Raw genomic sequence first — 18734 nt, 5'->3', positions numbered from 1 at the left:
GCTTCGTTGCGACGACCGGGGCTCAACTTCCAGTGCCGCCCGGGTCCCTACCGCCAACCCGACCGCACCGCTTCCCTTCTTCCCCCGCGCCGCGTTTCCGTTAGCGCGAAAGAGGCGTGATTCTATGCACCCGCCACCGTCTCCGCAACCCCCTTTGTGAAAATATTTTGAAAAAGCCCCCGTGCGCTGCCGCGCACGGGGGCCTGGGGTGTGGCGCTCTACGGACTGCGGCGCGAGAAGCCCGCGACGGATCCGACGCGAGTCCTACTTTCCACCTATATAGAAAGTCGCCACCACCTTCTGTTCGACCACGCTCCGCATCTGCCCCGCGCCAGTCACCACACTGCGGAACAAACAAAGGGGCGCACGCCGTCGAGTATCATGCCGCGATCGAACAACGCACTCACACCAACCAACGATGGACAGCACCACTCAATCCGGCGACACCGATCTTCGCGACGAATATGCGGCGCTGCGCGAGCGCGCCGTCATGCTGGAGGAACAGGTCCCGCCGCTTCTGCAACGCATCTCGGATGTCCTGCCGCGCATCAGCGGCGAGTCCGAACTGGCGGACGAGCATCGCGAACGGCTGGTCGGCGCACGCAACGCCGCGCTGGTCTCGATCGAAAACTATCAGCAGGCGATCCCGTTCCTGCAGACGGCCGATTCGATCATCGAGCAGCTCGACAAGACGCCCGAGCGCGACGAGGACATCGAGTGGCGCGAATCGCTGCTGCAGCGGCTCGACGAACTGATCGACGTCGCGGTCGTGATGATCGACGATTCGCACGCCTATTTCGAGCAAGCGGACGCTTGCGATCTCTCCAGCGTGCCGAAGTCCATTCTCGAAGACTGAGCATCACGGCCGGGAGGCGTACGTTGCATCGACTGCATATGTTGCGCACGCCACCGGCTTCGCACATGCCGACCGGCTGCCACTGCTCGACACCCTGACGCCGACAGTCCGATACGTCTCCCGAAAAAGCTCACCTCGCCGTCACGGATTCACGGGTAGCATCCAGCCGCGGCCCCTGACTAGAGCGTATCGAGCACGATCGTCTCGCCGACGATCGGCACACGGATATACCCGCCCTCCGCATCGCCATACGCGTGCGCGTTTCCGTCGATCACGTATTGCGCGGTCAACGCGCACAGCGTGGCGTCCCGCGCGTCGACCGAGCGCAGTGTCGACACGTCGATCCCGAGTTGCGCCAGCAATTGCCGGCGCTGGTTGCGTTTCTGCTTCGCCGACGCAATCGCCTTGCCGAGCATCGCGCAGGTAATCGCGTACGGATAGGTTTCGAAGCTCACGCGCCCGCCGGCATACCGTGCGTCGGTGAGCAGCGGATAGGCATCCGTCAGCGCGCGGTAGACGCGCTCGCCCATGAACATCCAGTCGAAGAAGCCCGACGGGCTCGCCACGGCCTGCTCGCGCGACGGCGTCGGAAAGCACGAGATCCGTTCACGCGCGAGCGCCTGCTCGGCCGCGCGGCGCCCGCCTCCCGTCCACCACAGGCTCGGCGCATCGACGCCGACGGCCACCACGTCATGCTCGATACACAGCGAAGGCAGCGCTTCGGGTGCGATCCGCGCCTCGCGGCAGACGATCGTCGAGCCGCGCAGGATCACGAGATCGCATTGCTTCTTGTCGCCGCCCACGTCGACGCCCGCCACCGCAGGCGATGACCGCACGACGGATCGGGGTCGGGCCGCCTGCATGGCTGCGCGTCAGTCCGCCGGCCGCGCGTCGTACGCGGCATCGAAGATCCCTTCCAGGCCGGGATGCACGCCGCGCATCCGGTCGACAACCGACTTCGCCCAGTCGAAGTACGCCTGCTTGCGCTCGAGCGGCCAGTCCGCGGGCGGATGCCGCGCGATGTCGCGCAGGTTGCAGATCTTGTCGGCCAGCTTCACGAGCTTCGCGCGCCGGCTGATGCTCGCCGCATGCTCGACCTGCAGCCGCTTGCGCTCGTCCTTCGGCAGCGCCTTGTCGTCGGTGACTTCCATCACGATGTCCGCGACGTCCTTGCCGAACAGCCGCAGCAGTTCCTGCTCGGTGGTCTCCGTATCCTCGATCGTGTCGTGCAACACCGCCGCGACGATCACGCGCTCGTCCTCGATGCCGGCTTCGTTGGCCAGCACATCGGCCAGCGCGATCGGATGGTTGATGTACGGCGACGCCTCGTCGTCCTTGCGCCGTTGATTGCGATGCTTGTCCGCCGCGAACGCGATGGCAGCTACCAGCTTGTTCATGTTGATCCCTCGTGTGGCCGGACCGCGACCGGCCGAACCGGTCGCGTGCGTTTCGGAACCGCACATACTACCTGTACGCGATGACCATTCCCACGTATTGGAACATCGAGCCGCCCGGCGTCATGCGCCGGCCGCCTCGCGCTGCAGCGCGACCACGTTGACCTGCGCGCCGAACACGTCCCGCACGAGCGGCAGCAGGTGATCGTGGTGCGTCAGGAACAGCACCTGGGTCCGCGTCGACAGATCGCGCAGCGCCTCGAGCCCCGCCTTCGCGCGCGCATCGTCGAAGTTGATGAACAGATCGTCGGCAACGAACGGCAGCCCGGTCCGGCTGGCGAGCTGCAGTTCGAGCGCCGCGATCCGCAGCGCGAGGAACAGCTGATCGCGCGTCCCTTCGCTCAGGCCGGCGACCTCGACCGACGTGCCCTTCGTGCGCCGCGCGTACAGCGCGGGCGGCGTCCGTTCGGTGTCGACGGTCAGCCGCGCGAATTCGCCGAGCGTGAGCCCCGCGAAAATCTCGCCCGCCCGGCGCAGCATCGGCCCCTGCTTCTGGTCGCGATAGCGATCGGTCGCCCACTTCAGCAGACGGCTCGCGGTCGCCGCTTCCAGATACTGTTCGGCCGCGTCGCCCATCGCGGCCAGCGCTTCCTGCCGCTTCGCCTCGGCCACGGCCGCGTTCGCCTGGCCGTCGATCGCGCCGAACGCCTGCTGGGCGACGACCTGCTGCTGCGCGAGCGCGTTCAGGCGCTTGCCGACGTCGCCGAGCGACTGCTTCACCGCTTCGAGATGCGCGGGCACGTCGGCGATGTCCTGTTCCGCGACCTCGGCCTCGACGGCCGCCTGGGACAACCCGTCGCCGTCGCGCACCAGCGCCTCCTTCGCGGCATCGACGGCCTGCCGAAGCTGGCGCTGCCGATCCGACCGCTCGGCCAGCGGCAGCGCCGCGTCGACTGACACGACGCCGGCCAGTTGCAGCAACGGCTGAATGCGCGCATCCGCACCCGCCACCGCGGCGGCCGCGTCGGCGACCTTGCCGTCGGCCTGCCGCACCGCCTCGTCGGCACGCCCGATCGCGCGCGCGGTTTCCCGTGCGGCCGCCACCCGCATCGTCAACCGGCGCGCAACGTCCAGCCAGTCGCCGCTCGCCAGCCATGCGGGCTCGAGCGCTTCGGCCAGCCGCCGCGCGCCTGCCTCGAGCGCAGCCAGCTCGGCACGGATCGCGGCCATCCGGTTGCGCGGCGCATCGGCGTCGGCCAGTTCGGCCGTCACCGCATTCGCGAGCCCGAGCGCCCCTTCCGCCGCCGCCAGCGTCACCGCGTTCGCGGACAGCTTCGCGTCGGCGAGCGCGTCGCGCCATTGCGCGTGCCACGCATCGTAGGCGGTCTGGGCCTGGCCGGCGCGTGAACGGGCCGTCGCGCATCCGCGTTCGGCTTCGCGCGCGCGCTCCTCGAGGCTGTCCTTCTGCGCGCGCGCCTTCTCGGCCGATTGCACGAACGTCTCGGCGATCGCGATGAGTGCCGCCAGACCGTCGGCGTCGCTGCCGCGCGATACTTGGCGCAGCGCCGCACGCAACGCGGTTTCCGCGCCGGCCCGCGCATCGCGGATCGTCGCGAATTCGCGGCGCTGGCGGTCAAGCTCGAGCTGCGCGGCAAACACCGCGTCGCGCTTCGCGAGCCAGTCTCCCATCGCCGCCAGCGGCATGCCGGGCACGCCGGCCGTGGTCGCCAGTTCGGACCACGCGTCGCGATGCGCGGCCCGCTCGCGCTCACGCTCGTCCATTGCCGCCTGCCGGCGCGTCAGCACGGTGCGCGCGGACTCGACCTGCTGACGCAGCGATTGCAGCGTCGCCGCCGCTTGCGTGGCGCCGAGCTGCGCATCGACGAGTTCGTCGGCGAGGCGAATCGCATCGTCGACGGCCGGCGCACCCGTTGCAAGCTCGACCGCGCCGCTGCGGATGTCGCCCCACGCACCGTCGCGACGCGCGCGCGCCGCCAGTACTTCAGCGGTCGTGACGACCTTGTGGGTTTCCGCGAAATGCTTCTCCTGCAATTCGAGCCGCTCGTGTTCTTCCTGCGCGACGTCCCGTGCATCGCGTGCGGCCGCCGCCGCACTCGCGCGCTCGCTTGCTTCGTTGAGCAGCGCGCCGAGCCGCGCCGCCGACGGCACATCGAGCACGCGCAGCGCGTCGACCGGCTGGCGCCACTGGCCGAGTGCATCGAGCGCGTCGGCGAGCATGCGCTCGGCGGCAGCGATGTCGCGCTCGAGCGCCTGTTCGCGCTGACCGCTGTTGCGGAAGCCCTGCGCATCGGCGAGCGCCGCACGAAGCACTTCCGGCACATCGACCGTCGGCAGGCGCGCCAGTTGTTCCTGCGCCTGCGCGAGTTCCTGCGTGCGCTCGGCGAGCGATTCGCGCGCGCCTGCCAATGCCTGATGCAGCGCGCCGTGGTCGCGCAACTGGTTCGCGACCGTCTTCAGCGACAGCGCGGTCGGCAATGCCGCGCGCAGCGACGCCTCGTCGGTCGGCCAGCCGAGCTGAGCGGCAGCGGAACCGGCGGCGGACAGATGCCGCTCGACGTCCGCACCGAGCAACAGCAGATCCTGTGCGTGATTCATGCATGCGCCGCGCAACCGGTCGAGCGCCTCGATGTCACCTTCGAGCGCCAGCGCGTCGACATCCGGATCGATCGCATCGCGCGCCTGCCGTTTCGCGAGCAGGTCCGCACGGCGCTCCTCGAGCACCTTCTGTTCGGCCGCGAGATCGCCTTGCGCTTTCAGCAGGTCCGCATACGCGGTCGGCGGCAACTCGACGACGGCGCCCAGTTCGGCAAGCGCCGCTTCCTTGATCGTCAATTCCTTCAGGTACGGCGCCAGCCGCCGCACGCGCTCGAGCTTCGAGCGCAGCGCTTCAAGGCGGCGCTGCTCCGCGCGCGCCTGCTCGATCTCCTGCTCGACCGCATCGCGCGCCTCCTTGCGATCGACCCAGTCGCGCGTGCGCACCTGGACCGCCTTCAGTTCGCCGACCGCTTCGTTGAACGAAGTCTCGGCCTGCGCGAACGCGCTGCCGCTGCGTCGCGGCGCCCACAGCTCGCCCGAGCGCGCGTCGAGTTCCTCGCGCACGGGCCCGAGCGTGCCGACACCCGCCGCCGATTCGAACAGCACCTGGCCGAGCTTGTCGGACGCGTCGAGTATGCTCCGGCCGCCGTCGACGAGCCGCGCATGGTCGAGCCCGAACATCTGCTCGAAGAACTCGCGCGTCGCGCCGTCGAGGATGGCGTCGAGATAGTTGTCCGGCAGCTTGTCGTCGGCGGGCGTGCGCAACGGGCTGCGCCCGCGGGCACGATGAAATGCGAGCGCGCCGGCACCGCCGTCCAGCACGCCGCCGATCCGCAGTTCGGGCGTCGCATGCAGGAAGTCGAGCGGCGTCTGCAGCTTCATCCCGAACAGCAGTTCCGACACGGCCGTCCGGATCGTCGACTTGCCGGCCTCGTTCGGCCCCACGATCACGTGGAAATCCTGGCCGGCCGACGGAAAACGCAGCGTCTCGTCGGTGAACTTGCCGTACTTGATCAGATCGAGCTGGCTGATGCGCATCGCTTATTCCCCCCTCGCCAGCCGCGCGAGCAACGCGGGGCCGACCTGCTCGACCAGCGCCGTGAGTTCGCCGGCGCGCGCCATCGTCAGCAGCGGCACCTCCTCCTTCACGTCACTGCGCACCTTGCCGACGAACGGCTTCAGGTCGCGCTCGAGCAGCGCGAGGAAGTCCGGATCGTGTGCGGCGTCGGCCAGGATCTGCTTCAGGTCCTCCAGCGCCTCGAGCTGCTCGCTCTCGCCCCGCGGCTGCTCGGGCGCGGACGTCGCGAGCCGGACCTTCTCCAGCCACAGCCGTTCGTTGCCGATGATGCCGATCTGGTTCAGCACCTCCGCGCGCAATTGCGGCGCGCGGCCGAAAAAGAGACCGTGCGCGGACGTGCGTCCCGTGACCGTCACGCGCACCGCGCGCGGCACGTGGCCATCGACGCTCAACAGCGCCTCCAGCGACTGGCCGATCTTTCTCGACAGGTCGGCGACCGTGAAGCAGTCGGACGCGTCGACCGATACGGCTTCCCAGCGCAGCACGTCGAGGTACAGGCGCTCGACGTGCGTGCGACCCTGCTCGACCGTCACGAGCACCGCGCCGCGCCGGCCCGTCTCGCGGATATGACGACCCTGCAGGTTGCCGGGAAACACGACGGTCGACGGCCCCGACCATTGCTGGAATTCGTGCACGTGGCCGAGCGCCCAGTAGTCGTAGCCTTTCACGTGCAGTTCCGCCAGCGTGCACGGCGCATAGTTCGCATGCGCCGCATAGCCTTCGAGCGCGGTGTGCAGCACGCCGATGTTGTAGCAGCCCGGCACGAGATCCGGATAGCCGATCGCGAGATTGTCGACGATGGCCTTGTCCTTGAAGCTCTGCCCGTGCAGCGCCACGTCGAATTCCGGCAGCCGATGGGTTTCCGGCTTGCGGTGGCCGAACACGGTGACGTTGTCGGGCAAGGTCAGCTTCTTCGTCATCTCGCTTTCGGCGTCGTGATTGCCGCCGAGCACGAATGCGCGAATCCCGGCCTTGCGCAAGCGGCCCATCTGCTGGCCGAAGAAAATGCCGGTGTTGTGGTCCTTCCAGTCGCCGTCGTACAGGTCGCCGGCAATCACGAGGAACGCAACCTCCTCTTCGATCGCACGATCCACGAGCTGCCGCAGCGCCTCGCGCGAGGCGTTGCGCAACTGCGCGGCCGGCGCGTCGGGATACGCGCTCAGGCCGTGCAACGGGCTGTCAAGGTGAATGTCTGCCGCGTGGATGAACTTCACGAAGATTCCTCTGTTTCATGACGAAGGGCGCTGTCGACCGGCATCGTGCGCTGTCGAACGCCGGGCACGGCCGCCCGTCGCCTGCGGGTCGGGATGGTACCTGAAAGCGGACGCCGCGCATGCGCACGGCCCGGCACCCCGACGACCGCGCTGTTCGTCCCGCGCGCGTCACTCGCCGCGCGGCACGGGCGGCGGCGCAAAACCGTTGTCGTTGCCCGGGAACGGATTCGCATTGCGACGCCGCGCTTCCTCGTCGCTTCCCTTCTGCGCGAACAATGCAACACCGATCACTCCGACGTTCGCCGTATCGCCGTACTTCGAATTCGCGACGTAGCTGTCGGGCACCGACGCGAAGTGAAACGCCGCGACTTCATCGCGGCTCTTGCTGCCGATCGGACATGCTTGCCTGGACCGGTGTCGTCGTGAGGGCGGCCCGGCGACCGGGAGCCCCGCTATTTAAGCATGGCGGGCAGGCAATGGGCAGAGGGTGCGCGGCCGCCCGTTTCGGTCCGCGGCACACGCACCCGGTCACGATGCGCGGCGCATCAGTAAAAAAGCCCGGCCCGCATCGAAGCGGACCGGGCTTTCGTGGGAAGCGTATCGCTTACTGCGCGCCGCCTTGTGCCGACGCCGAACCCTTCACGCCAACCGATGCGCCGCCCTGCACCGAGTTCGTCGCGCCGTCGAGCGCTTCGCCGGCCTTCGCCTTCGCGCCGCCGGCAACCTCACCCGCCGTCGACACCGCACCTTGCGCGTGGCTCTTCGCCGAGTTCGCGACGTGCTTCACGTGCGACTTCGTCGCGTGCACCGCCGATGCCGCGGCATCCTTCGCCGAACCGGCAGCCGAGCCGACTGCTTGCGTCGCGCCACCGACCGCGTTGCCGGCCGCCGAGCCGACGCCGCCGACCGTCTTGCCGGCGCCCTGCAGCGCACCGCCGACGAGGTTGCCTGCGCCCGAACCCGAGCCCGCGGCATTCGCGCCCGCACCGGCCTGCACGCCCACGCCGCCGCCGAGCAGCGGCGTCTGGACTTGTGCGCCGACACCGGCGGAACCCTCTGCGCCCGTCTGCGCCGTTTGTGCGAAAGCAGCCGATGCGATTGCCGTCAGCGCGGCACCAAGCAGGATCGTGCGAATCTTGTTCATGGTCATTCTCCCCAAAGACGTTGTTGCTGCGGGCCGCCCTCGTGCGGCTGGTCGCATGCCTCACCGCGACGTGCGGCAGGTGGAGCTAATGTAGCGGCGCCGACGTCCAAAACGATCGAATTGCGGGGACTGTTACTTCGGTTGCAAATGCTGACGATTGACTCACACTGTTTGACAAACATCGCGACCGGCGCGTGATTGGCGTCGCCCGATGCCATGCATCGGCGCGCCCGGCACAACGCATCGGCTAGCAGGGAAAGCGACCGTTCCTGTAGGCATCCCAAAGGACGCGGGTCGGCCAACCGTCGGTGCGGCCCGACAACCGGCTTCTCGCGATCAGGTCGATGTCGTCGGACACGCACGCCGCGATGTCCACATTCCCCGATGCCCGGAACGCGAGCCTGAACGCCTTTTCCCTGAGCGCATCCACGGCCGGCTTGTCGAGCGCGGCCCCCGGATCGCCATCGACTTCGTCGAACGCCGTCATCCAGCAGGCATCGAACGGCGCCGCGTCGCGGCTGGCCAGCACGCGATCGCAATCGACATCGCCGAGGAAATCGAAAAATCCCGGACTGGACAGGATTGCATCCATTTCAAGCAGATGCGCGTTCGTCACGGTGGCCCCTTGCCACGATGCGTGGCCGTTCTGTTCGTCGATCCTTGCTGCCATGCGCCGCTTTCATGTTCCGCATCGGCGATGCACGGCACCGCGTCCGCCGCTACCGGCAGACCGGAGCCGCACGCCCTCCTCCGACACGTGCGCTTACGGCCTGAATGTGTCGCCGAGCACGACGCCTTCGCGACGCGGATCGGTACCGCCCTGCAGCGCGGGCGACTGTCCGACCGTCACGCGCATCACGGTGTTGACGCCGCTCGCCTGCGCCGACGTCGATACCTTGTGCCCGAGCGCGACGAGCCCCGTGATCAGCGGATCGTTCGCGCCGTTGTTCGACGCGGCGACGTTCGGATGCTCGCCGCCGATGTTCGTCGTCGGGCTGTTGCTCGCGCCGAAGTCGACGAGGCCCGCGGACTGCTGCGCATCGAGCCCCCAGTCGAGCGCGCCGACGAGCGTCTTCACCACGTATTGCGGAATCGTGCCGCCGCCCGGCGAACCGGTAGCCATCACGAAATCGCCACGCGAGCCGTCCGCCGCCTTGCCGAACACGATCGTCGGCGCCATCGAGCTGCGCGGCCGCTTGCCCGGCTGCACGCGGTTCGCCACCGGATTGCCGGCACTGTCGACCGGATTCGCCGAGAAATCGGTCAGCTGGTTGTTCAGCAGGAAGCCGTGGGTCATGTGGAACGAGCCCATGCTCGACTCGACGGTCGTCGTCGCGCTCAACACGCTGCCCTCGCCATCGACGATCGTGAACTGGTTCGTGCCGTGTTCGATCAGCGTCGTGTCGACGCCGAGCGGCACCGCGCCGAAATTGCCGGGCTGCGCGGTGCCCATGCTGCGGCTCGTGTCGATCAATGCGGCGCGCGACTTCAGGTACGGCTTGTTCAGCAGCGTGTCCCACGTGCCGCCCGGCAGCGGCACGAAATCCGTATCGGCCACGTACTTGTCGCGATCGGCATACGCGAGACGCTCGGCTTCGGTGATCAGGTGCACGCCGGCGACGGTCGGCTTGCCGCCTTCGAGATCGATCGCCGTGGGCTTCAGCGGCGCCAGGTCGAAGTTCTCGAGGATGCCGAGCGCCGACGCGACCGCGATACCGCCCGACGACGGCGGCGGCATCCCGCATACCCAGTAGCTGCGATAGGTCGTGCACACGGGTTCGCGACGCTTCGCCTGGTACGCGGCCAGGTCGGCGACGGTCGTCTTGCCCGGCGTGATCGTCGAGCCGTCGGCGCCCTGCGTCGTCGCGATCTTCGCGACGATGTCCTGCGCGATCTGTCCCGTGTACAGCGCGTTCGCGCCGGACTGCGCCATCAGCGTCAGCGTGTGCGCGTAAGCCGGGTTCTTCAGCACGGTGCCGAGCGTTTTCGGCGTGCCGTCCGCATTCAGGAAATACGCGGCGGCCTCGGGATCGCGCTTCAGGTTCGCGGCGTTCAACGCAATCGCATCGGCCAGCCGGCCGCCAATCGGGAAGCCGTTGGTCGCGAGCGTGATCGCATCGCCGAACAGCCCCTGCCACGGCAGCTTGCCGTGATCCTGCTGCAACGACTCGATGAGCCGCGGTACGCCGATCGTGCCGATCGAACGGCCGCTTGCGCGCGCGTTCGGTTGCGGCGCCGACTGGTCGTTCCGGTCGTCGACGTAGCGCAGGTAGTTCTCCGTTGCCGCGGCCGGCGCCGTTTCCCGTCCGTCGTACGCCTGCAGCGTCTTGCCGCGCGCGTCGTAGTAGAGCAGCACGCCGCCCGAGCCGAGGCCGGTCGCCTCGGGCACCGTCAGGCCGAGCACGGCCTGCACGGCGACGGCCGCATCGGCGGCCGTGCCGCCCCGCTTCAGCACCGCGCAACCGGCCGCGCTCGCAAACGCATTCGAGGTCGCCACCAGGTACGTCTTCGCATGGACGGGTTTCATGCCGGTGCGGTAACCGGACGATGCTTCAGGCAGCGACGGATCGCCCGGCTGGTTCGAGCCCACGACGACCGTCGAGCCGCTGTTGTCGATCGCGAGGCAGCTCGCGTCGGATACGGGAGACGACGTGGCGCCTGCGCTGTTTTCGATTTCGTCACTGCCGCACGCCGTCATCAGGACGGCCGCGACCAATGCGGACACGTACGGGAAAATCGCTGTTCGGTTCATAGTCTCTCGGGATTCTTGTCGGTCGTTGCGATGTGCGTCACGCTGCCTGCGCGCCCCTCGGCGGGCGGGCGATGCGATCGATAGTCCCACGAACGGATTTTTTTGCGCAACAAGGGAATGGGGCGAGGTAACCGGCAGTTGTGCATGCAACGTGATTGAACCGGCTCGCGATCCTCTCGAGGGAAATGCCGAGACGCATACCGCGCATTGACGGCGTGATTGCCCGCGCGGCCGGATGCTAGACGGCCTTGCGCATGCCGATGTCAGCGCGATGCCTGGCCTCGCCAGCGCGCGAACGGTCACGCGAATCCGGCAGACGCCGGCGCCCGATGCGGCCGCGGATCGCGCCGCGCGCGAACGCGGGGCGGCGTCGTGTACGCGATGCCGCCGATCAGCCCCGTTCGCGCTTGTTCGGCTGGATCAGCCGCAGAATCCGGCTGTCGTACGGTGACTGCATGACTTCCGCGATGCGGATGTCCGATGCGGCCGGGTGCAGCGGATTCAACAGGAAGTTGTGCGCGTGCGGCACGACGACGCTCGGTACGCGCAGCAGCGCGCTCGGCTGCGTGTGCAGCCACTCGGTGCCGGCGCTGCGGGTCCAGTCGACGTTCTCTCGCCAGTCGGCCGGTGCATCGCCTTCCGCGATCTCGGCAACGTCCACCGACTCAGGCACCTCGACGCGCAGCAACTGGTATCCGCTCGGCAATTGCGCAACGGTGGCGATTTCGAAATGAACGAGCGTCTCGAGCAGCGCGAGCGCCGGATGCTCGGCGAGGTAGACGACGGGCTGCCCGGCAAAATGCCAGCGCCCGCCGGCCCGCAATCCGCCGATGCCTTTCAGGTCGGCGTAATTGCTGATTCGCCACAGCGTCGTCAAGCGAAGTACCCCTCGTCGATCTGCGTGAGGACTTCTTCGACGAGTCGCGCGCCGTGCTCGGTGCTCGACATGTCGAGCGACGTGCGGCCGCCGAAGCGCTGGAGCCCGTTGCGCAGCCACGCCATCGCCTTGTCCTGGTCGCCGAACGTGGCCGTCGCCTGCGCGACGATACGCGCCAGCCGGATCGCCTTGTCGGACTCCTCCGGCGACAGGCGCTCATGCGCCTGGCGGCGATGGCTCAGCGTGCGCCGCGGAATGATGAAGGCGAGTTCGTCCGACTTCAGGCCGCGCTCCGACAGCCGATCGATCACCGCGACGTCGACACGCGCGCTCGCCAGCTCGGCGAGATCGGCGCCCGAGCGCACGCGAATCGCGAGCAGTTGCTCGAGTATCGTGAATTCGGCCTGACGCGGATGCGCGACGCCCGAAGGGTGAAACGCGATCGTGCTCATGATTCTTCTCCGGCAATTTGCCCAATCATTATAGGCGTTTTGCCGAATGCTGGTGGATCGAGTCGTCGGCGGTTCGATGGCGCTCGGTTGCGAGTGTCGGCGGAACGGCTTCCGCTCGCCGCCCCGTCCCGTCACGCATTGTCGGGGCTGGTGCGAATCGAAGATTCGCCCTGGTGCGGGGATGGCGAAATCCAGCATATAACGTCACTCGCTGACGTCATGTGGTTGTCACGTAACAATTTTTCTAATGAATAACCACCGGCAAACTGGAACCCGATCAGCCGGCCTACGCCGACGATCGGACGGGCGGTTGTCGAGGAATGATGCGATACGCGTGACGACAATCCGCCACGCCCGAAATCATCAGACAAAACCTCCGCTTTCCCCGCGAATCGTTTACCCAGTTGCAATAATTATTCGCTGGAACGGCTATTTCCGACCGGTATCGCGATCGCTACGATGCAATCAACCGCTCGACGCAACAAGCGAAGCGCGAAATCTACGAAAACCGGAGGTCATCATGAAGTCGTTCATCTACGCAATCGCCGCTGCCACCGCCCTGTCCGCATCGTTTGGCGCATTCGCTCAGTCGAACCCGTCGGGCCAACTGACGCGCGCCCAGGTCCGCGCAGAACTCGTCCAGCTCGAACAGGCCGGGTACAAGCCGGAAGTGTCCGACGTCCACTATCCGAATGCACTGCAGACCGCGCAGGCAAGGGTGACGAACAGCGACGCAACGGGTTACGGCGCGCAGGCCGCCGCCGGCGTGCGCGCAGGCCGCGCGATCGCGGTCAAGCAGAACGCTCGCGACTCGGTCTATTTCGGTCAGTAAGACCGCCGCACGCGACGCGACCCGCGATACGCCCGCTGCCGACGCAACACCCCGCTCCCGTTCATCGGGGCGGGGTGTTGCGTTTTCGGCGCATGCGACATGCGCGGTGCACGAAGCACGATCGATCCGCGAGCGCGAATCGGCCACCGCCGCGCACCGTTCACGCAGACCGCCGGCGTTTGCGCATAGAATGGCCGCGTGGTCGGCGCCGGCCGAAGCGAACGCGAGCGAAGCCTCGAGTCACCGGGGCATACCGCACTCGCTGGCCGACCCGATGCCGCACTCATCGCATTTTTCGACAAGGAGCGGTTTCATGTCTCAAACATCCGGTTCCATGATCACGTTTCGCCGCCCGGACGGCCAGGAACTGCAGGGCTACCTCGCCACGCCGGAAAAGACCGAAGGTGCACCCGCGGTCGTCGTCATCCAGGAGTGGTGGGGTCTCAATGACCAGATCCGCGGCGTCGCCGATCGCCTCGCGCGCTGCGGCTACTTCGCGCTCGTGCCCGACCTGTATCGCGGCAAGTCGACGGTCGAGGAGGAAGAAGCCCATCACCTGATGACCGGCCTCGATTTCGGCGACGCCGCGTCGCAGGACATACCCGGCGCGGTGCAATACCTGAAGTCGCGCGCGTCGCGCGTGGCGGTCACCGGTTTCTGCATGGGCGGCGCACTCACGCTGCTGTCGCTGCAGTTCGCCGATGCGGATGCCGGCGTCACGTGGTACGGCTTCCCTCCGCTCGACTACCTCGATCCATCGAAGATCAAGGTGCCGCTGATAGGTCACTGGGGTACGCAGGATGCGTTCTTCACGATCGACCAGGTCGATGCGCTGGAGAAGAAGCTGACCGATGCGAAGGTCGACATCGAATTCCACCGCTATCTCGCGCATCACGCGTTCGCGAACGAAACGGCCGTCGGCCCCGGCCGCATCGGCGGCACGCAGTTCGATCCGGTGTGGTCGCAGATCGCGTGGGATCGCACGCTCACGTTCTTCGGGCGCACGCTCTGGGGCAAGCAGCAGTAATATCGCAGCGGGCACCCGCCGCTGCCGTGCAGCGATGCACGGAATGCAAAACGCCACGGACCTGCATCCGTGGCGTCGTCGTTTACGGGTACGAATTCGCTACGCGAGCGACGGCACCGCCGCCTGGCTGACGTCGACGCGTTCGGCAGGATGCCCGCCCGGCGGGGCATGCATCGAGCGATGCAACCGATTGGAGACGTCGCGTCGAATCGTCTTCGGAATCAAATTCGGTATGCGAAGTATCTGATACGGACCAACGTCGATTCATGAACGACCTGACGTGTGCCACGTCAATCGACCCGGCACACGTTGCCCACTCGCGCTCAGGACTCGCAGGAACCGCGCAGCGCCGCCTCGTCGGCGGCCAGCATTTCAGGCACGCATTCCCGCAGGAAATCGACGAACGTCCGGATCTTCGCGTCGAGGTACTGGCGCGATGCGTACATCGTGTAGACCGTCAGCTTCTGCAGCCGATACTCGGGCAACACGCGAACCAGCGCGCCGCTCGCGAGCGCGGGCACCGCGGTCGACATCGGCAATGAGCCGATCCCGAGGCCGGCGCGCAGCGCGGCGCCGAGCGCGTCTGCGATGTTGACCTGGAAATCCGGCAGCGGCAGGTCGAACGTCTCGCGACCGTCAGGGCCGTCGAGATGCCAGCGGTCGCGCGGAAATATCGACGTGACGATCTGCAGGCACGCATGTGATTCGAGATCGCGCACGGTGCGCGGCGTGCCGCGCTCCTTCAGGTACGCGGGCGACGCGCACAGCACGCTGTGCACATCACCGAGCCGCTGCGACACCAGCCCCGAATCCGGCAATTCCGCCGCGCTCAGTTGCAGCGACACGTCGTAGCCTTCGTCGATGATGTCGGGCACGTGCTGCGACAGCGTGAGCTCGACCGCCACCGACGGGTAGCGCTGCCGGTATCGCACGACCGCGGGCACCAGGTAGGCCTGGCCGAAACTTGTCGTCGCGTGCACATGCAGCCGCCCTGACGGCTTCGCCTGCGCGTCGGCCGCCTCGGCTTCCGCTTCGTCGATATAGGCGAGGATGCGCTGGCACCGGTCGAGATAGCGCTGTCCGGCATCGGTCAATGCGATGCGGCGCGTGCTCCGGTTGAGCAGACGCGTACGCAGGTGCGTTTCGAGTTGCGCGACCGAACGCGATGCGTAGGCGGTGGTGATGTCGAGGCGTTGGGCCGCGCTCGTGAAGCTGCCCTCCTCCGCCACCCGGGAGAAAATGCGCATCATCTGTAACGTGTCCATCGACATGTCCCCGGGATTGAAATCGCTTTGCAGCGGCGCCCGCCCCGGCACGGTCCGGTCTGGCGCGAATTGTGCGGAACAGTACCGCAGCGGTGCAGGCGTGTCCAGTTTGCCGTGTGCCGCAGCGGCGAACCCTCATTCACGCGACAAGCATGCTGCCGGACGAGCGGCACCGGATCGGTGCAGGCCGCACGGCGGCGACCCGCCGGGCACGCATTGCGCGTGCCGCGTCACGCTCGGGCCCGCTCGAACGGGTTGCTCAGCACGATCGTGTCGTCGCGCTCGGCACCGGTCGTGATCATCGACACGGGCACGTCCGCGACCGCCTCGACGCGCGCGATGAAATCCTGCGCGGCACGCGGCAACGCCGCACGCTCGCGCACGCCCTTCACGGTGCCGTCCCATCCGGCGAAGGTTTCGTAGACGGGTGTCGCGCGCGACTGCGCATCGAGACTCGCGGGCAGATGGTCGACGCGTGCACCGTCGAGTGCGTAGCCGACGCACAGCTCGATCGACGCGAAGCCGTCGAGCACGTCGAGCTTGGTGAGCGCGAGCGAATCGATCCCCGAGATCCGGACGGCCTGCCGCAACTGCGCGGCATCGAGCCATCCGCAGCGGCGCGGGCGGCCGGTGTTGACGCCGAACTCCTGCCCCCGCGCGCGCAGCGTTTCGCCGGTGGCGTCGTTCAGTTCGGTGAGGAACGGGCCGCCGCCGACGCGCGTCGCGTATGCCTTGGTCACGCCCAGCACGTGGCCGAGTTTCGACGCGCCGAGGCCCGTGCCGGCCGCCGCGGCCGATGCGACGGTGCCCGACGACGTCACGAACGGATACGTGCCCCAGTCGATGTCGAGCATCACGGCCTGCGAGCCCTCGAACAGGATGCGCTCGCTGCGGTCGTTCGCGTCGTTGAGGTCGGCCCACACGGGACGCACGAACGGCAGGATCTTCGGCGCGATGTCGAGCAGCGTTGCCAGCATCGCATCGCGCGAGCACGGCTCGAGCCCCAGGCCGCGAAACCATGCATTGTGGTGATCGACCAGCACGTCGAGCTTCTCGGCAAGCCGGCCCGGTTCCGCCAGATCGGCGACCCGCAGCCCTCGGCGCCCGACCTTGTCCTCGTACGCCGGCCCGATCCCGCGCAGCGTGGTGCCGATGGGTTCGCGACGCAGGCGCTCCTGTGCCTCGTCGATCGCACGGTGAATCGGCAGGACCAGCGTGGCGTTCTCCGCGATCGACAGATTGTCCGGCGTCACCGACAGCCCGAGTTCGGCCATTCGCCCGATCTCGGCCAGCAGCGCCTCCGGATCGAGCGCCACGCCGTTGCCGATCACGCCGCGCTTGCCGCGCACGATGCCGCTCGGCAGCAGCGCGAGCTTGTACGTCTTGTCGCCGACGACCAGCGTATGGCCCGCGTTGTGGCCGCCGTTGTAGCGGGCGACGAGATCGGCCTGCGCCGCCAGCCAGTCCACGACGCGCCCCTTGCCTTCGTCGCCCCATTGGGCGCCCACTACCACCACGTTCGGCATGCTCCATGCTCCATGTGAGAAATCCAGACACATATTCCGGCCGCATCGGCCGTTTGTGTGCCATATTGGCGGAGCCGGATCGCCCGATCAAACGATTAAATCTGAGCATCCGTGTGAGTAAAATTCACGCGAAACGACGAATGGCCCGACGACTCCCTCCATTGAATTCGCTGCGCGCGTTCGAAGCCGCGGCCCGGCTCGGCAGTTTCACGCTTGCCGCCGACGAGCTGTGCGTGACACATGGCGCGATCAGCCGGCATGTACAGCAACTGGAGACCTGGCTCGGCCGGCCGCTGTTCGAACGGCACAACCGGCGGGTCGAGCTGACCGATGCCGGTCGCGCGTACCTCGCCGAGGTCGGCGCATCGTTCGACCGGATCGCGCTCGCCACCGCGCAGCATTTCGGCCAGGGACAGCAGCGCGTGCTGCGCGTCAGCGCGCCCGCGACGTTTTCGCTGCGCTGGCTCGTGCCGAAGCTGTCGTCGTTCCAGGTTGCCCATCCGGCCATCGAGGTGCGGCTGTCGACGTCGAACGAGCCGATCGAGAAGTTGCGCGACAAGGTCGACCTGATCGTCCGCGGGGGCCCGCAGGCAATCGACGGGTACGTGGCCGAGGAATTCCTGTCCGAAGTCCGGTTGCCCGTGTGCGCACCGAAGCTGCTCGAGGGCCGGCCACTGCGTACCCCAGCCGATCTCGCCGGCTTCACGCTGCTGCATGCGGCAACCTATCCCGGCATGTGGCCCGAATGGCTCGCGGCCGCCGGCCACGCGAATCTGGTGCCGCGGCACTCGCTCACGCTCGAGCATTTCTATCTGACGCTGCAAGGCGCGCTCGACGGCCTCGGCGTCGCGATGGGGCCGATCGCGCTCGTCGCCGACGACATTGCCGAAGGCCGGCTGGTACAACCGTTCAGCGAACCGGCGCTGCCGCCGTGGCGCTATTTCGCCTACGTGGCGGACGCGCGCGCGGAGGACGAAGCCGTGCGGGCATTCAAGGACTGGCTGAAAACGACGGGGAATGCGGCGGCGGACGCGCGGCGCTGATCATGTCGGCTGCGGCCGATCAGTTGGTGCGGGTTTCGAGCGCCGTGCGCCGGCACGTATTGCTCGTGCATGAACGTTTTATTGCCTCGTGATTCATCCGGCGATTTTTATATTCCGTAGGATTCCTTTTTGAATGAACATGCAGAACACCGCGTTCATTCATGGAGAGTGCATGTCGACTTGCCCACCCAAGAAACGCAGGATACCGAATCAATCAATACGCATACGATACCTGCACGGTGCCCGGACGCGTATCGCGTTTTCGCAGCACAAACGACAAACCCCGGCTCGAGCCGGGGTTTGGGTCGTGGAGGACGCTTACTGGCTTGCGCCAGCGGCTTCGCCCGCCTTCTTCTGCGCATTCTGCAGGTTCTGCGGATAGTTCGGATCGTTGGCCGCCGGCTTGTAACCAGCGTCTTCGAGTTTCTTCAGTTCGGCGGTATTCTTCGCGCGGGCCGCCTTGTGTTCGGCTTTGCGTTTTGCTCGTGCTGCCTTGTGCGCTTCACGCTTCGCGGCCTTCGCATCCTGAGCGGCCGATGCGGCCGGTGCACTGGCGTCGGTCTGCGCGAACACCGGAGCCGCCGAGCCGAAGAGGAAGGCGGCTGCCGTAGCAGCCAGCGTGAGTTTTCTGATCTGGATTCGCATCGCTGAACTCTCTTTTCTGATTAATCACGGAATGAAAGTAGATCGAGATACCGCCCCTGCCCCTGGTCGGTCT

General features: G+C 67.3%; 17 protein-coding genes and 1 pseudogene. 5 read left to right on the top strand and 13 right to left on the bottom strand.

The features are described 5' to 3' along the window. Positions 1-418 precede the first annotated feature (418 nt). Complete coding sequence (locus DIE22_RS33105; RefSeq protein ID WP_124607035.1) at positions 419-856, top strand: ATPase; 438 nt, start codon at positions 419-421, stop codon at positions 854-856. A gap of 179 nt (positions 857-1035) precedes the next feature. Here DIE22_RS33105 and DIE22_RS33100 read toward each other — a convergent pair whose 3' ends face one another. From DIE22_RS33100 to DIE22_RS33065, 8 genes are all read right to left on the bottom strand, one after another. Further along, positions 1036-1719, bottom strand: coding sequence for a DUF429 domain-containing protein (locus tag DIE22_RS33100; protein ID WP_124607034.1), 684 nt, complete (start codon positions 1717-1719; stop codon positions 1036-1038). A gap of 9 nt (positions 1720-1728) precedes the next feature. After that, positions 1729-2253, bottom strand: coding sequence for an HD domain-containing protein (locus DIE22_RS33095; RefSeq protein ID WP_124497128.1), 525 nt, complete (start codon positions 2251-2253; stop codon positions 1729-1731). A 120-nt stretch (positions 2254-2373) separates the two neighbouring features. Then, positions 2374-5844 carry a YhaN family protein gene (locus DIE22_RS33090; protein ID WP_124607033.1) on the bottom strand — a complete coding sequence of 1157 codons (3471 nt, stop codon included), beginning with the start codon at positions 5842-5844 and terminating at the stop codon, positions 2374-2376. A 3-nt stretch (positions 5845-5847) separates the two neighbouring features. After that, entirely contained in the window at positions 5848-7098 is a 1251-nt protein-coding gene (locus DIE22_RS33085; protein WP_124607032.1) for a DNA repair exonuclease, read from the bottom strand. A gap of 168 nt (positions 7099-7266) precedes the next feature. Then, positions 7267-7443 (bottom strand): hypothetical protein, encoded by a 177-nt coding sequence (locus DIE22_RS33080; RefSeq protein ID WP_260426823.1) that lies wholly within the window; start codon positions 7441-7443, stop codon positions 7267-7269. A gap of 259 nt (positions 7444-7702) precedes the next feature. After that, entirely contained in the window at positions 7703-8242 is a 540-nt protein-coding gene (locus DIE22_RS33075; protein ID WP_124607031.1) for a hypothetical protein, read from the bottom strand. Positions 8243-8489: 247 nt separating this feature from the next. Then, complete coding sequence (locus tag DIE22_RS33070) at positions 8490-8912, bottom strand: hypothetical protein (protein WP_124607030.1); 423 nt, start codon at positions 8910-8912, stop codon at positions 8490-8492. Between the two features lie 93 nt (positions 8913-9005). Next, a complete protein-coding gene (locus tag DIE22_RS33065; RefSeq protein ID WP_124497123.1) occupies positions 9006-10994 on the bottom strand; it encodes a gamma-glutamyltransferase family protein in 1989 nt (662 codons plus the stop codon). A 238-nt stretch (positions 10995-11232) separates the two neighbouring features. Here DIE22_RS33065 and DIE22_RS39075 point away from each other — a divergent pair. Then, positions 11233-11355 (top strand): annotated as a pseudogene (locus DIE22_RS39075) (site-specific integrase); the annotation flags it as partial. Positions 11356-11385: 30 nt separating this feature from the next. On the opposite strand, the gene DIE22_RS33055 reads toward DIE22_RS39075, so the two are convergent. Next, entirely contained in the window at positions 11386-11871 is a 486-nt protein-coding gene (locus DIE22_RS33055; protein WP_124497122.1) for an RES family NAD+ phosphorylase, read from the bottom strand. Then, a complete protein-coding gene (locus DIE22_RS33050; RefSeq protein WP_124497121.1) occupies positions 11868-12323 on the bottom strand; it encodes an antitoxin Xre/MbcA/ParS toxin-binding domain-containing protein in 456 nt (151 codons plus the stop codon). The genes DIE22_RS33055 and DIE22_RS33050 overlap by 4 nt, the downstream gene beginning before the upstream one ends. Before the next feature lie 520 nt (positions 12324-12843). Here DIE22_RS33050 and DIE22_RS33045 point away from each other — a divergent pair. Together DIE22_RS33045 and DIE22_RS33040 are read left to right on the top strand one after the other, a co-directional pair. After that, positions 12844-13155 carry a DUF4148 domain-containing protein gene (locus tag DIE22_RS33045; protein WP_124607029.1) on the top strand — a complete coding sequence of 104 codons (312 nt, stop codon included), beginning with the start codon at positions 12844-12846 and terminating at the stop codon, positions 13153-13155. A gap of 313 nt (positions 13156-13468) precedes the next feature. Beyond that, positions 13469-14182, top strand: coding sequence for a dienelactone hydrolase family protein (locus DIE22_RS33040; RefSeq protein WP_124497119.1), 714 nt, complete (start codon positions 13469-13471; stop codon positions 14180-14182). A 323-nt stretch (positions 14183-14505) separates the two neighbouring features. On the opposite strand, the gene DIE22_RS33035 is transcribed toward DIE22_RS33040, so the two are convergent. Together DIE22_RS33035 and DIE22_RS33030 are read right to left on the bottom strand one after the other, a co-directional pair. Further along, a complete protein-coding gene (locus tag DIE22_RS33035) occupies positions 14506-15447 on the bottom strand; it encodes a LysR family transcriptional regulator (protein WP_124607028.1) in 942 nt (313 codons plus the stop codon). A 230-nt stretch (positions 15448-15677) separates the two neighbouring features. Next, entirely contained in the window at positions 15678-16973 is a 1296-nt protein-coding gene (locus DIE22_RS33030) for an adenylosuccinate synthase (RefSeq protein ID WP_124497117.1), read from the bottom strand. Positions 16974-17113: 140 nt separating this feature from the next. On the opposite strand from DIE22_RS33030, the gene gcvA reads away from it, so the two are divergent. After that, positions 17114-18016, top strand: coding sequence for a transcriptional regulator GcvA (gcvA, locus tag DIE22_RS33025; RefSeq protein WP_124497116.1), 903 nt, complete (start codon positions 17114-17116; stop codon positions 18014-18016). A 318-nt stretch (positions 18017-18334) separates the two neighbouring features. On the opposite strand, the gene DIE22_RS33020 is transcribed toward gcvA, so the two are convergent. Further along, a complete protein-coding gene (locus tag DIE22_RS33020) occupies positions 18335-18661 on the bottom strand; it encodes a DUF4148 domain-containing protein (RefSeq protein WP_124497115.1) in 327 nt (108 codons plus the stop codon). Between the last annotated feature and the right edge of the window lie 73 nt (positions 18662-18734).

The sequence above is a fragment of the Burkholderia sp. Bp9142 genome (genome assembly GCF_003853415.1).
Lineage (GTDB): Bacteria > Pseudomonadota > Gammaproteobacteria > Burkholderiales > Burkholderiaceae > Burkholderia.
This window is presented reverse-complemented; position numbering and strand designations above follow the sequence as displayed.